The sequence below is a fragment of the Bradyrhizobium sp. ISRA430 genome, from assembly GCF_029909975.1.
Lineage (GTDB): Bacteria > Pseudomonadota > Alphaproteobacteria > Rhizobiales > Xanthobacteraceae > Bradyrhizobium.
This window is the reverse complement of record NZ_CP094516.1, coordinates 7056646-7070564: the sequence shown is the minus strand read 5'-3', so window position 1 is coordinate 7070564 and position 13919 is coordinate 7056646. Positions and strand designations below refer to the sequence as shown.

The 13919-nt window shown below is 57.1% G+C and carries 11 protein-coding genes; 4 read left to right on the top strand and 7 right to left on the bottom strand.

The window, feature by feature from the left end:
- Positions 1 to 491: 491 nt before the first annotated feature.
- The 5 genes from MTX21_RS33495 to MTX21_RS33475 are packed head-to-tail and all read right to left on the bottom strand — an operon-like array spanning position 492 to position 6581.
- Positions 492 to 1259: a gamma-glutamyl-gamma-aminobutyrate hydrolase family protein gene (locus MTX21_RS33495; protein WP_280968816.1), complete on the bottom strand. Its 768-nt coding sequence runs from the start codon at positions 1257 to 1259 to the stop codon at positions 492 to 494.
- A gap of 12 nt (positions 1260 to 1271) precedes the next feature.
- Complete coding sequence (locus MTX21_RS33490; RefSeq protein ID WP_280968815.1) at positions 1272 to 2405, bottom strand: Xaa-Pro peptidase family protein; 1134 nt, start codon at positions 2403 to 2405, stop codon at positions 1272 to 1274.
- A 53-nt stretch (positions 2406 to 2458) separates the two neighbouring features.
- Positions 2459 to 4261 carry an ABC transporter permease subunit gene (locus MTX21_RS33485; protein ID WP_280968814.1) on the bottom strand — a complete coding sequence of 601 codons (1803 nt, stop codon included), beginning with the start codon at positions 4259 to 4261 and terminating at the stop codon, positions 2459 to 2461.
- Positions 4261 to 5379, bottom strand: coding sequence for an ABC transporter substrate-binding protein (locus MTX21_RS33480; protein WP_280968813.1), 1119 nt, complete (start codon positions 5377 to 5379; stop codon positions 4261 to 4263). Before MTX21_RS33480 ends, MTX21_RS33485 begins: the two co-directional genes overlap by 1 nt.
- A gap of 20 nt (positions 5380 to 5399) precedes the next feature.
- Entirely contained in the window at positions 5400 to 6581 is a 1182-nt protein-coding gene (locus MTX21_RS33475; protein WP_280968812.1) for an ABC transporter ATP-binding protein, read from the bottom strand.
- Between the two features lie 94 nt (positions 6582 to 6675).
- Between MTX21_RS33475 and MTX21_RS33470 the strand changes: the two genes are divergently transcribed.
- The 3 genes from MTX21_RS33470 to MTX21_RS33460 all read left to right on the top strand — a co-directional run bounded on the left by MTX21_RS33470 (position 6676) and on the right by MTX21_RS33460 (position 8709).
- The gene (locus MTX21_RS33470) at positions 6676 to 7503 is read left to right on the top strand and encodes an IclR family transcriptional regulator (RefSeq protein ID WP_280968811.1); all 828 of its coding nucleotides are present in this window, start codon (positions 6676 to 6678) and stop codon (positions 7501 to 7503) included.
- Positions 7504 to 7522: 19 nt separating this feature from the next.
- On the top strand, positions 7523 to 8143 hold the full coding sequence (locus MTX21_RS33465) for a recombinase family protein (RefSeq protein WP_280968810.1): 621 nt from the start codon (positions 7523 to 7525) through the stop codon (positions 8141 to 8143).
- A 149-nt stretch (positions 8144 to 8292) separates the two neighbouring features.
- Positions 8293 to 8709 carry a hypothetical protein gene (locus tag MTX21_RS33460; RefSeq protein WP_280968809.1) on the top strand — a complete coding sequence of 139 codons (417 nt, stop codon included), beginning with the start codon at positions 8293 to 8295 and terminating at the stop codon, positions 8707 to 8709.
- A gap of 307 nt (positions 8710 to 9016) precedes the next feature.
- On the opposite strand, the gene MTX21_RS33455 is transcribed toward MTX21_RS33460, so the two are convergent.
- Positions 9017 to 9214, bottom strand: coding sequence for a transposase (locus MTX21_RS33455; RefSeq protein WP_280968808.1), 198 nt, complete (start codon positions 9212 to 9214; stop codon positions 9017 to 9019).
- A 186-nt stretch (positions 9215 to 9400) separates the two neighbouring features.
- Between MTX21_RS33455 and MTX21_RS33450 the strand changes: the two genes are divergently transcribed.
- Complete coding sequence (locus tag MTX21_RS33450; protein ID WP_280968807.1) at positions 9401 to 10858, top strand: IS4 family transposase; 1458 nt, start codon at positions 9401 to 9403, stop codon at positions 10856 to 10858.
- Positions 10859 to 10939: 81 nt separating this feature from the next.
- Here MTX21_RS33450 and nodU read toward each other — a convergent pair whose 3' ends face one another.
- Entirely contained in the window at positions 10940 to 12601 is a 1662-nt protein-coding gene (gene nodU / locus MTX21_RS33445) for a nodulation protein NodU (RefSeq protein WP_280968806.1), read from the bottom strand.
- Positions 12602 to 13919: the final 1318 nt, after the last annotated feature.

The following is a 13919-nucleotide window of genomic DNA, read 5'->3' as shown; positions in this document are numbered from 1 at the left end:
GGGTGCAGGCCGGCTGTCTGCTCCAATCGCAAACACTGATAACGAGATCGTCGCGATAGCCACGACCATTAGGAACGAACAAAGGTGCTGGTCCGACGAACACCGATACACCAAATTTGATAGCAAAGCTTGGCCGTCCGTTGCCTCCCTAAGATATTGGGTAGCCTGCCGCAGTGACACGGAACCTAGTCGAGCTATATGTCGAAGGCGCGTGCTACGCCTGCGCAGAGTACTTTTATGGCCATGTACGGATCCGTCACCTACCAAATGCCGTAGTATCGCTGCTTGCCCGTGAACTGTAGAAGCCATGTTGTTTCACCGAATTGGACCAGCGTGTTTCGACATGCAGACCAACGTAACTACCAGTCACGAACTACCATTCTTGCAGCATGAATTTGTGTTGGAGACGGCTTCGCGCTCGCTCGCCATCGCCCCCTTCTTGAACCATGGTGATGTTTGCTGCTTGATCAGCGCCGCGAGGGATTGCGCGTTCAAGATCGCGCACGCGAGGGTGGCGAAGGCCGTGCGGGCTCTCTTTGGATCCAGTCGCACGCTTTGGCAAAGTTATCAATCAATCGACGACAAGCGGGCTCACTTTCGTACATACATTCTGGGTGCCACTGTACGCCGATTACAAAAGGTCGGTCGGGCCGCTCGATTGCTTCAATAATTCCGTCGGCGGCGCGTGCGGAAATCACGAAGTCTGGAGCAAGCCGCTTGATGGCTTGATGGTGTAGGCTGTTTACTCGGAAGGACGACGATTGCTCGCCACAGAGCCTCCATAACTGCGTGTCGCGCTCCAAGTGGACCTCGTGAACGGTTTGATCCAATGGTGTACCGTCGCGGTGATCGATTGCGTGTGTCAGCTCATCGAGGGTATGAGGATAAATAGTACCTCCAGCTACAACGTTCAAAATCTGCATTCCCCGGCAAATACCGAGAATAGGTATGCTCCGATCGAGCGCTGAACGGGCAAGCGCGAATTCGAAGTTGTCGCGCTCTGGAATGATTCGTTGAACTGCCGGGTGAGGAGATGCGCCATAGAATTCGGTCGGAAAATCTCCACCGCCAGTAAGCACGAGGCCGGTAATCTGGTCGAGTACCGCAGCCACTTCAGCTGCTTTGACATAAGGCAATATGATCGGAAGCGCGCCGGTTGCCTCGATTGCGCGCACATAATGGACAGGACAGAAGTAGCCATCCTTCTCCACGTCGAAATTACTGACGATACCTATTACCGAGCGCGCGAGCTTAGCCATCTGGGATGATCCTCAAAGACGCGAGAAGAGCTTGCGCTCCATTCCGGTTAGGCGTTCCGGTCCTTGATCCGTAACCAGCACCGTCTCACTGAAGCCCATGCCGGCTGCCATCATCAGCATGTGGAACACCATCCCAGGTTCTATTACCCATTCCACACCTGGAACAAACTCCCGGATGAACTCGCCGGCGGAGGGGCGATAATTCAGACCAAGCGAATAGCCAGCGCGGTTCGTGTATGTTTCGCGAAGGCCAGAGGCCAGGAGCGGCTTGCGGCAAGCTCTGTCGACTACGTCGGCCGATGTGCCGGGCCGCATTAGCGCTATTGCTTCATCTTGGATGCGGATGATTGTCTCAGCGATGCGCCGCTGCTCGCCGGTTGGCTCACCCACGACCGCCGTGCGCATTAAGCGAGCCCAATACTTTTGATAGATCCCCTGGAGCTCGAAATAGACTGTGTCGCCCTGTTCTAGGCGTCGATCGGAGTAGTCTCCGTGAAGCAGATCCGTTCGGTTGCCGGACGTGATGATGCCGCTCAGGGGCAATCCCGATCCGGCGCTCACGAGCGCATTGAAAACGGCTCCGGCGACCACTCGCTCCGTCACGCCGGGGCCGATTGCCTCGATCCCAGCGCGCATGCCGACTTCAACTTGGCGGGCGGCGCTGCGCAAGTAGTCTATCTCCCGCGGCGATTTGATCAGCCGAAGGTGATCGACAATTCGCGGCTCTCTGACGAGAGTTGCTTTAGGTAGGAACGCCTGCAACATCTTCCACCGTTCCACCGTCAAGAACCATGAGTGCTCATCCACCCCAACGTGTCCGCCTGCTAAGCCGAGACCGTCGACCGCTCTTCGCGCCGCTTCGAGCCAAACGGGGACCGGATCGGCGGCGTCTGCATAGATCGTGTGGCATTTTACCCATGACGTGCTGCGCGCGGCCGGGACTTCCATATCGCGCAAGATCAGCACCGGGTCGCCGCGGCTCGGGACGGCTAAAGCATGATAAGAGAAATAGCCAGTCGTGTAGAATCCTGTCAGATACAGGATGTTTTCTGGTTGATGCAGCAGTAGTACGGGAAGATTATGCTTGGCCATCTCTTCTTGCGTACGCTGCAGGCGTGCCCGATATTCTGCGTAAGGGAAATCCATCCTGCTGTTCTCAGGTCTACTCACCGACGTTGGCTCCTTCACTGTCAGCTCGCTTATTTGCCCCGCCGCTCACCCACTTGGCGCATTGCCTCAACGCCGGCGTATATGAGGACTGTGAACGCTATCAGTAGGCTTGAAACCGCTGCAATCGTGGGTGTGATCTCTTCGCGAATTCCCGACCACATTTGGACCGGCAAAGTTTTGGTATTCGGTCCGCTTACGAAGAGCGACAATACCACCTCGTCGAATGATGCCAGGAAAGCAAAGAACCCGGCGACTACTAGTGCAGGACGGATGGGTGGGAGCACGATTCGCCAGATTGTAACGATGCGCGAGGCCCCGAGACTCGCGGCAGCGTGCTCAAGCCGTACGTTCTGGGCCTGCAGGCTCGCGGCGACGATCAGCACCACCAACGGAACGGCACCGATGCTGTGCGCTATCACCAACGCGAGAGACGTATTGACGAGTTGCAGTCGCGCAAAGAGGAAGTAGAGCGCCACCGCACTGATGATCACCGGGACGATCAGGGGTGCGAGCAAAAGCTGGTACCCGATACGGCGCATTCGCGGACTGCCGCGCACGAGTGCTATCGCAGCTGCTGAACCGACGGCAAGACTTACAAGCGCGGTAGCGATCCCGACGACCAAGCTCTGAACGGTGGCGGAGACCCAAGCTTCGCTTTTGAAATAGGCCTCGTACCACTGTAGTGAGAGGCTAGGAGGCGGAAAATCAAGGAACCGTGAAGAGCTGAACGAGATCGGAATAATAATCAGGATGGGACTGACGAGGAACGCAATAAGAATCAAGCTCATCCCTCGCAATAGCTTACCACCAAGCGCGGCACGCTCCCAATTTCTGGTGACGCCAGTCGGAAAGCGGATGTGATTTCCGACGGTGCGCGCTAGAGCCGTAGCGAGATCAATGAGCCGCACATAACCGCTGGTTGAATGACGAACGGTAGAGATTGTTGATTGGGCAGCGCCCTGCCGAGAGCTCAACAGGCGTTCGCTATCGACGAAATAGTTAGAAACTGAATAGAACACGAGTGTGACTGCGAGGAGCACGGTAGCAGCGGTGGCGGCAAGCGGCCAATTAAGAGTTCCATTCACATAAGTGTCGATCTGCATCGGCAGTACGATCGTATTCGGACCGCCGAGCAGCGCCGGCGTGATATAGAACCCAAGCGCGAATACGAAAACGAGCAGCCCGGCCGCGATCACGCCCGGTGCGCTCAAAGGAAAGAATACGCGCCAGAAGTTCTGGACCGGAGAGGCTCCGAGCGAGGCAGCAGCGCGAGTCAGACCGAGTGGAATCCCTCTCATTACGCTCGTGAGCACCAGCACCGTGTACGGCATGAGGATGTAGACCATCGCTACAAGCACGCTGAACTGATTGTAGATGAGGTCGAGGGGCCGTTCGGTAAGGCCGAGCGCCATCAATAACTGGTTGATAACGCCAAAGCGTCCGAGGAGCACCATCCATGCATATGTACGCACGAGGTAGCTCGTGAAGAACGACAACACAACCGCAAGCAATAGCGCGGCGGCAACCCAGGTGCGCGCCGAGACGATCCAGAAGGCGAGTGGATATCCCAATAGAAGGCAGATCAGCGTAACCTTCGTTGCCAGCGCGAAGGTGCGGGCAAGTATGATCCAGTTCGTTGGGTTACCCAAGAACTCTTGGTAATGCGCGAAGGTCGGACCGGGATCGAGTAGGCTGAGAGAGAGAAGACCAGCGAGTGGGATGAAGAAGAAGATCCCGAGCAGGAGCGCAGCCGGAGCAAGCAAGAGCGAGGGTTCGCGATTGTGGACCGACCACGCGATGGCCGATCTCAAGGCATGGAGTGAGGTGGCCATCAGCTGGCCACCCACTTAATCCAGCGCTCGACGAGCACTTCGATATTCGACTTGCCAGAGGACGATTGAGCACCCCAATATGCCAGATCACGGAAGAATTGTCTGTCAATATTCTCGGGTGCCGTGGGTAGCTTGGCTGTGATCTTGGGCTCTATGTATTTAAAGGCGGCGCGATTTAACGGACCATAAAAAATGAGATTGTTAAGTCGAGCTTGCGCTTGCGCGGTGGCTTGGTAGGCCACAAACCGCATGGCCGCATCCCGGTTTTTCGTGCCCTTCAGCACGACCCAGTGAAGCGCGCTAAGCTCCCCTTCGTCCCACTGGTAATCAACGGCGGCACCCTGGGCCTTAAGGTACTCTATATTGCCATTGAATGCTGAGGCCATCCCGACCTGACGATCCGACAGGAGCTGGTTCGCGGCGGCTCCATCGGTCCAGAATTTCGTAATGTGCGGCTTGATGCGATCGAGGGACGTAAATGCCTTGTCGAAGTCGATTGGATACAGCTTGTCCCTGGGAAACCCGGACGCCAGCAACGCAAATTCGACAGTGGTCGGATCTCCGTTCGCACATGACCTGAGGGAGCGTGGCCCCGGAAACTTGCTGGTGTCCCAAAACTCGGCCCATGAGTGTGGGCGTGGCTTGTCGGCCGGGTATTCGGCCGTTGAGAATCCCATGACCGTGCTGAAGACGTATGAGCCTACGGCGTATTTTGCCTTTGCTTCAGGCAGAAGGTTTTCCAGCGTTTCTTTATCGAACGCCCCATAGTCGATTTCCTCGAGGTATTTGGACGCATCCGGTCGAAAAGCGGGCCGGGATAACTCCACCACATCCCATTGCACATTGTTGCTATCGACCTGCGCCTTGATTTTCGCTTCTTCGGCCGGAGACACATAGGTCACCTTGATGCCCGTCTCACGCTGGAAAGGATCAATCACTGCTTTGCGGATCGCCTCCTCATACACTCCGCCGCCGGAGACCACGACAAGTGCCGATGCTTGCGCCCGGAGAATGCCCGGGGCGCCAATCGCGAGCGCCGCTCCGCTCGCCGCGGCACCGAACCCCTTTAACGCCTCACGTCGGGTCGGCCGCCCGGAGTTGATAATCTCGTACGACATGAACTCTCTCCTAACGGAAATCATGAAGGCAGGATTGCCATGCGATTTACATCCGTGGTGGAAAACAATGCCGACCAGGCCTCGTGATTCTCGACACCTTTGGTTGTGCGTTTCGCCTCCCCAGTAAGAAGTCGTCCATCCCGTGCATCCCAACCAATTCTCACCTGTTCGGAGATCTGGAATCGAGGGGAGCAGGCGTGGCGCGGAGCCGCCACAGTGACAAACACCGGAGGCGTAGTGCACAACTGGACGCGGTATTTAACGACGTTTCCGCAGTAGACGACCTCTTGGATTACGCCTTCGAATTCGTTGTCGGCGCGCGAACCGGCAACAAGAGGAATGATCTTCTCGGGTCGAATCATGAGGGTCACGGGTCCCGTCTGGCGCTCGACCCCCTGCCAGGTCGATCGAACCTGCAAGCCACCAACATCGAGCAGGAGGCCCTGATCAGTTCTTTCGTTAAGATGAGCGTCGAGGAAATTAGATTCACCAATGAAGCTAGCAACAAAGCGCGTTCGCGGAGTCTCGTATATCTCTTCCGGCGTTCCGATCTGCTCGACTTTTCCCTCATTCATCACAACAATCCGATCAGACATTGTGAGTGCTTCACCCTGGTCGTGCGTGACGAAGACTACGGTTGTCTCCAGAGATCTCTGTAGACGCTTCAATTCGAGTTGCATGTGCTCTCGGAGCTGCTTGTCGAGCGCTCCGAGCGGTTCATCCATGAGGATTACGCTTGGGCGGAACACAAGCGCGCGCGCCAATGCAACTCGCTGCTGCTGACCACCGGACAGCTCGTGAGGCATACGCCCCTCGTAGCCACCGAGCTGAACAAGATTGAGCGTTTCGGCGACGCCCGCTCGAAGCTCAGAGCCCGATACTCCGCGCATCTTCAGCGCAAATGCCACGTTCTCGAAAACGGAGAGATGGGGAAACAGCGCGTAGTTCTGAAACACTACCCCAATGTTTCGCCTGTGCACTGGCAGCCCAGTAACCGGTCGAGCTCCAATGAAGATCTGGCCAGCGGTAGGTGTTTCGAATCCCGCAACCATCATCAACGTCGTTGTTTTACCGGATCCGCTTGGCCCGAGAAACGACACAAACTCGCCAGCCTTGATCTGGACCGAGACATCATGAACCGCTTGCACGCCGCCATACTGTTTACAAAGTCGCTCTAAGCGCAGCGGTTCACCGCCAGACATTCACACCTCCCTTTTGGTATTGCAAATAATGCAATTATGTTGCACAAAGTGACAGGCCCATGACGAACTGTCAAGTGCAGCTGAGGTTATTTCGATGAGTTTTGGCAAACGTCTCCCAAGCGACCGAGCCGGCGGTGAGGTTACGACCGTGCAACGCGCATTAAATTTGCTGAGAGTTCTCGGCGCGAGTGAAAGGCCAATCGGTGTAAACGAGATTGCGCGACGGCTAGGAAAGCATGTAAGCGCAGTTTCGAGGACTCTGGCGACCCTCGAACACAACGGATTTGTCGAACGCGAGGCCGAAACTGGACGGTTTGTCCTCGGGGTTGAGCTTATCGCGCTGGCGAGCAGGCTTCTTGCTGATCTCGATGTGGTCAGTGTGGCGCGACCCTATCTCGAAGAACTTGCCCAGAGTTCGAGGGAAACGGCCTCGCTCAGCCTTTGGAACAAGACGGAGGCCATCAACATCGAGCATGTTCTTGGCCCTGGTTCGATTAAGCATGTCGCTGCACCGGGTCGCCGCAACCCAGCGCATTGCACTGCTACTGGAAAGGCCATGCTGTCGCAAATGCCCGTCCCGACCCTGGAAGAGGTTCTGGCACTCGGCCTCGTATCCTACACGGAACGGACGATCACTGATGCGAGCGTACTTGAACGTGAACTCTGCCGCATTCGGGAGCGAGGATATGCGCTAAATGTGGGAGAGTTCATTCCAGAGATCGCCTCTATCGCAGCCGTCATCCACGATCGAAGGGGGCGAGTTGCGGCCGCAATTGCCGTCACAATGCCGGTTTTTCATTTTACTCCGCAAAGCGAACTGCAATTGGCGCCTCTTGTGGTGAATGCGGCGACGACTATCTCTCGGCGTTTAGGATACGCAGCGCCCCACCCTCGACATCACGATCAAGACGTGCCCGGCTGACCTGCGATGCGCGGAAGGTTTGCTGTGGTGCTCGCCGAAGCGGCTCTCGTCCGATGGATCTTCAGAATACCTCGGGGGCGAGTCCTCACGCACAATCGCTTTCGAACTGAACAGCGAAGGTGTACCTGGACCGCAAGGCGCTGAATGGGGTCCATCGACCATTCACGGCAATCCAAAACGCGGCATTGGCATTCTCAACAACGAGCTCTATGTCGGCCGTCTCGTCTGGAACCGCCTCCGCTATCTCAAAGACCCGGATACCGGAAAGCGCGTTTCTCGCCTGAATCCTGAATCCGAATGGGTGATCCAAGAAGTCCCCGAGCTGCGTATTGTTGATCAGGAAACATGGGATGCGGTTAAGGCGCGTCAGCAGGCGCTCGCCTGCGAGCCGTCAGCGCCTGGCGAGAACAAACTTAATGAGCGCCGCCGGCCCAAATACCTTTTAGCCGGCCTCGCGAAGTGCGGATTCTGCGGCGGCGGGTACACGATGGTTTCGAAGGACTTGCTCGGCTGCGCAACGGCGCGCAACAAGGGAACTTGCAATAACCGATTGAACATCCGGCGCGACGCGCTGGAGGCGTCCGTGTTGAGGGGCCTCCGGACGCATCTCATGGAGCCCGAACTGTTCAAGGAATTCTGACAAGAATTTACCCGGGAGGTAAATCGGCTAATCGGCTGAGGATCGAGCGCGGAGCAGATGTCGAGGCGCAGCGGCGCGAGTTCGAGCGGACTGAGCGCGAACCCGACAAAGCGATTCAAGCTATCCTTGAGGGCGTGCCGGGAGCGAAGTTGAAGGACAAGATTGGCGCTCTGGAAGCGCGAAAGGCCGAGTTGATCGACCTCCTCGCGAACGCGGAGGAGCCGCCGCCCTTCCTCCACCCGAATATGGCGGGGATCTACCATCAACGCGTGGCGGCCCTGTACGAGAGCCTGCAAAGCGAAGGCGAGACAGCCGAAGCGGCCGAGGTTTTCCGAACGTTGGTCGATCAGGTGACACTCGTCCGCAATGGCGAAGAGCTAGCTGTCGTATTGCGGGGTGACCTGGCCGCGATCCTGCGCTTTGCGGCGGGCAAGAAAAACCCCGACTTCCTTTCGCAAGCCGGGGCTCTGGATGGCTTGCTATCGCAAGCATCGGTGGTTGCGGGGAGGCGCAACATCCGATTATCGCGATTGATTGAACAAGATGCTCCAAGGTTTGTTGCATGAGAGAACGCTGACAGGGCCATTGATTAAGAGTGAGCCTCGACCTGAGTACATCAATAACTTACCGGTCACACTACAGGCTTACCCTACCCAAAGTGGCGCATTCGTCGGATCATCGGCGGACCAAAGCATCGAGAACAGACGTAGCGTCGCCATCAGCCTCGCCATCGATCCGGATGCGGTGCCCGGTACCAAGATCAATCTCAATGATGCCCTGTCCTTCGTCGACGCGCCGCCGTGGTCGTCAATGGCGCTTCGGGCACTTCCGGCGGCGGCACAGACGCCCCAATCTCGACCGCCACGAACGGCGCTATCTACTCGCTTCAGTGTGCTTGCAAAGCTCCTTGCGCGACCTAAACAGCTGGCTCACATGAAGGCCGGCCATGCGAGCCGCCTCGGAAGCAATGGCGCCGAGCTCCAGCGATGCTGCAACAAGCCGCTCCTTCTCATCCAGCGACCACCGCGCCGCCGCTCTACCGATGTGATCACCTCCGCCCTCGAAAGTCATGGCGCTTCTCCTAGGATCACCCCTGGGGCCTGCAGCAATCGCGTTCGTCCAACAAGGCGGCCTCTCGCGGCTTTCAATTACCCATAACTTTGACCACTCGAGCTGATCCGCTGATCGGCGAAATCTTGAATCGAAAGAATCACTTGTGATTCCTTGCTGAGCACCTGATTCGCGAGGGGGTGCTCTATGGGGCTGACATTAACGGATCGATCGGCAAAAGGCTGTTTGCGGTCCTTGGACGGGGAATGTTGGATTGATCGAGAGAGTAGTGGATGCGAGTTTAGGGACGCGCGGCTCGGCGACAGATTCCGCAAACTGCTCACGCAGATTGGAAGCGCCATGGGACAAAGCATTCCGCTCGTCTGCCAGGATTGGGCGAATACGAAGGCTGCCTACCGCTTCTTTTCTAACGACCGGGTCAGCGAAGCGGACATTCTGGCCGGCCATTTCCAATCGACACGTGATCGTGCCGCCGCCACTGGAGATCTCGTTCTTGTGCTGCACGATACAACCGAGTTCAGCTATCAACGCGAGAAGTCAGAAGCGATCGGCATCACCAAGAGCATAAACAGTGGACGGGATAAGGCAGGTCGCCTCAGATCGCACACGGTTTGCGGCATCCTGATGCATTCGAGCCTCGCGGTTACAATCGAGGGGGTGCCGCTGGGGTTGGCGGCCGTTAAGTTCTGGACCCGGAAGAAATTCAAGGGGACGGCAGCGCTTAAAAAGAAGATCAATCCGACCCGGATTCCCATCGAGAAAAAGGAAAGCGTCCGGTGGTTGGAAAATCTGAAGCAGTCTACGCAACTCTTGGATCATCCGGGACGATGCATCCATATTGGTGATCGCGAGAGTGACATCTACGAACTCTTCTGCGCAGCACAGGAGATCGGAACCCATTTCCTGATCAGGACCTGCGTCGACCGCTTGGCTGGAGACGGGGATCACACCATCGCCGACGAAATGGACGAGGTCGCCGTCAAAGGGCTCCATCGCATCGAAGTCAGAGACAGCAACGGCGATCCCGACCAAGCCGTTCTTGAGATCAGGTATCGCAAGATTCGCGTTCTGCCGCCGATCGGAAAGCAGAAGCGCTATCCCGCTCTGACCCTGACAGTGATCCATGCCGAAGAGCGCGGGACGCCGAAAAACAGAAAGAAGATCGATTGGAAGCTGATCACCGACCTGCCTGTTGGTTCCCGCACCGACGTCATTGAGAAGCTCGAATGGTATGGTTTGAGATGGAAGATCGAGGTGTTCCACAAGATCCTCAAATCGGGCTGCAAAGCTGAGGAGTCGAAGCTTAGGACCGCCCAGCGTCTGACCAACCTGATCTCGCTCTTTTGCATCCTGAGTTGGCGGGTCTTCTGGATGACGATGCTCAACCGTTCCGCCCCAGACGCGCCACCAACCCTCGCGTTGACTGCGACTGAAATCGGCGTGCTCGATCGCCTCGTCAACGACAAACCAAGAGCAAGACGGAGAACGCTCTCGCACTATCTGATCAAGATCGCCCGGCTCGGCGGTTATCTCGCCCGCGCCAGCGATCCGCCGCCCGGCAATACGGTCATGTGGCGCGGGCTGTCACGCCTCACCGACATCGCGCTGGGCGCCATGGTCGGAGGAGAATTTGTGGGTAATTGAAAGCTCTCGCGGAGGTATACGATCTTCGGCGTACGGTCCCGCTTCCGCGCGCTGAGAGAGAAAGATGCCGTTGGCCAGCGCTCAGTCGCCGCCCTCGCGTTTCGTCCACAGCATGCCATCGCACCACACGTGGTCAACGCGGTCCCACTGGCAGGCAGATGCCGCATTCGGGAAAAACCCGCGTCCATTGTGATTGGCGCTGGTATTGCACAGTAGCGGAATCCCCGTCAGGCCTTCGTATTCGACGAGAAGTTCGGCGATTTTGTGCTGAGAGGTCCTGCAAATAGTCTGCAATCGCGCAGAGCCGTCCAGATGCACAACAGCGGGGATCTTATCCCGCCACTCCGCTCGTGTTAGGTGTTCGAAAAGCATGTAAGGATCTGGCGTTCCAGGACTAAAAATATCCGGCGCACGATCCTCCAGGCATATTGGCGCTACAGGCCGGAAGTGCTCGCGAAGTTTGATGTCGTTGAGATGGTCCTTCATTCGCGGCGATGTCGCCGCGGCGAGTATGCTTCTGCTACCCAAAGCCCGAGGTCCAAGCTCTGCGCGGCCGGCAAGGAAAATGACCGGCTTGTTGCTGGCGAGAATGGTTGCAAGTTCACGCATGCTACATGGTGAGCCGCCCCATCCGGGCGGCACGTCGCCTCGTTCCACGGCTGGACCACTATAGACGGACCATTCCAATGGTACAAAGCCTTGGTCCGCCGCCAATGCCGAGCAAGCGGCACCTATTGCCGAGCCACTGTCATTCGGAAAGGGTGGCACCCAGATAGCATCGAACAAGGCGGCAGCTCGCAGTGCGCTATTCCATTTTATGTTGAGACCGCAGCCGCCGGCTATGCACAGATTGCGCGCGGGAAGCCTCGAATGTCTCTGTATAGCACTCGCGAGTTTGCTAACGAGCAGACGCTCTTGGAAGCAATGAAAGGATGCAAGCACATCTTCAGGGGCTTTGGCTTTGAACCGTAGCGCGCTGGCATCGAAGAACTCATGGACAGGCTCAAGCGCGGCGTCCTCGCTGCAACGACCGACTGGCTCCGTAAACGTGATAAAGTGCTTTTCGTAGAGCTCCTGGAACACCTCGACGATGCTTTCATCGACCGAACCGAGCGCGATATAGGCCATCAACTTGCCCGCAACACCGAGGTCCCACTTGGTCCGGTTCGACTGCTTGTATGGTCCGAAGTGATAGCCTGCGGCAGCATAGGCATGCCCGATCAGGGGGAAGAGGCACTCGAGGAATCTGGCTGCGCGACGTTCTACATGGTAGAGACGTGGAAAGGAGGCGCCGTCCCACACCAGACAAAACGCGGGCTGCCCGGCCTTGGCGAAAGGGCTAGTACAAAAAGCGGAAGCCACATGGGCTGTGACATGCGGATAGCTTTGATAAGGGAAGGCGCTCCCGTTGAGCATCAGCCCAGAGCCGTCGTGCGCTGTGAGGAGGCTTTCGGCCTCGCCCTCAACATACGGCGCCCCTTTAAGGGTAATGGGTGCAGTCCCACTGAAAACCTCAAATTGTGACTCAACCTCGCCCCACCATCCGTCGATGACGAACCGATCAACGTCCCGCGGACCTAAACCGTGCTCTGCCAAGGCGACAACAACCGCATCGAGATTGTTGATTTTTTTATATCGCGGATTGTTGTCCAGCTTCTCCTGCTCGACACAAAAGACAAGCCGTCCGTCCTCGACAAGGGCGACTGCTCCGTCATGAGTCAGTTTGATACCGCAGATGCGCATACTGTCTCCGAACCTAATTTCGGTGATCCACTCGATTTGAAGGCGCCGCAACTGTTGCTCATGTCGCGAGGCTCCGATGGGGCTCCCGTCTGCCACGATGCACGCTCTGGGCCAGTTCCAATCAAAGGAAACGCTGGCGCTTGTCTGATCAAAGTCGGAGTTGGAAGCGGCTTGACCGATTCGTGACACCGAACGCGTTCGGTTTCGGACCAAGCACTCCCGCCTACCGCGACAACTTGCGTGCGTGCGACTGCGCCCCTTGTGTCTTCTCCGACGTCGAGCGAACGAGTGCAGCAGAACTTACCGGGTAGTGAGATCGTTAACCGATCCTTCTATTCCAGACCAGATCAGGAGACGTGACCTCCAGAGGCGGGGGACGCATCGCGGTCTTTGATGTCACAGTTCAACCGATGCTCGCCGTTAACGGACATAGGAGCTGCTTATATTGCGAAGTGCCAGTCATCAGCTTAAGTGCAGATATTCATAACCATGTCTTTCATCTGGGACCGGACCGGCGGCTATCTGACCTAAGGCTATTTAGCGCCTGGACGATGCGTTTCAGTCCGATCGCCGATGCCGCCGGTGGGACGCCGAATGAGAGTCGCAGGCCGTTGACGTCGCCAAACGCGTCTCCCGCAACGCAAGCCACATTGGTTTGCTTCAGGAGCCAGCTTGCAACATCATCCGTCACTCCAACGCGACCTTCGTCCAGCAAAGCAGATGCAAGCCTGTTCAGATCAAGATAGAAGAAGAAAGCCCCGTCGGCGCGAGGTGGGGGATACATCACGTAGATTAGAAAGGATGTTAAGACCCATGTCGCGAGCGCCGAAAAGCCGTTGGTATGTCTCCCGCTCAATGTAGCCGCCGGCGAGCTGAAAGTGGCTCGAGGGTCCGGTGCCTATAAGTCCATTCGTTACTCTGTCGCGCAGACGGACGGGCGCACTTCGGCTGTCCAGGACCCGGCTCGCGGTATCGGCATCGCGCGATGAACTCGCTCTGCATCATCTGCCGACTCTTACTAGCAAAACACGAAAATACCAACGCGCCGCTACCAGCCCTGCTTAGAGCCTTTTCTAATGCTGGTCGTCCGTAAGGACCCGCTTTGGTGCTTACCGCAGACTGGAAGGCATGAGTGGAAGATCAGCAGGCTTTCACCGACTTCAAGCGCTCGTACCTTCTCGCTCCGGTGTGGCGATTTTCGCACACCGTCGTAGCATATTGAACACCGTGTGAGAGCCTGAACGACGCACAGCACTCACTGAGTGGCTAGAGCGGCTCGTCTTCCAATTCTCCTCGCTCCAGAAGTGCCAGCCAGTAT

Coding starts and splice junctions, on each gene's coding strand:
- MTX21_RS33455 (WP_280968808.1), bottom strand. CDS start 9,214: ATGACTTTCGAGGGCGGAGGTGATCACATCGGTAGAGCGGCGGCGCGG.
- MTX21_RS33475 (WP_280968812.1), bottom strand. CDS start 6,581: ATGTCTGGCGGTGAACCGCTGCGCTTAGAGCGACTTTGTAAACAGTAT.
- MTX21_RS33495 (WP_280968816.1), bottom strand. CDS start 1,259: ATGGCTAAGCTCGCGCGCTCGGTAATAGGTATCGTCAGTAATTTCGAC.
- MTX21_RS33480 (WP_280968813.1), bottom strand. CDS start 5,379: ATGTCGTACGAGATTATCAACTCCGGGCGGCCGACCCGACGTGAGGCG.
- MTX21_RS33490 (WP_280968815.1), bottom strand. CDS start 2,405: ATGGATTTCCCTTACGCAGAATATCGGGCACGCCTGCAGCGTACGCAA.
- nodU (WP_280968806.1), bottom strand. CDS start 12,601: ATGCGCATCTGCGGTATCAAACTGACTCATGACGGAGCAGTCGCCCTT.
- MTX21_RS33485 (WP_280968814.1), bottom strand. CDS start 4,261: ATGGCCACCTCACTCCATGCCTTGAGATCGGCCATCGCGTGGTCGGTC.
- MTX21_RS33470 (WP_280968811.1), top strand. CDS start 6,676: ATGAGTTTTGGCAAACGTCTCCCAAGCGACCGAGCCGGCGGTGAGGTT.
- MTX21_RS33450 (WP_280968807.1), top strand. CDS start 9,401: ATGGGGCTGACATTAACGGATCGATCGGCAAAAGGCTGTTTGCGGTCC.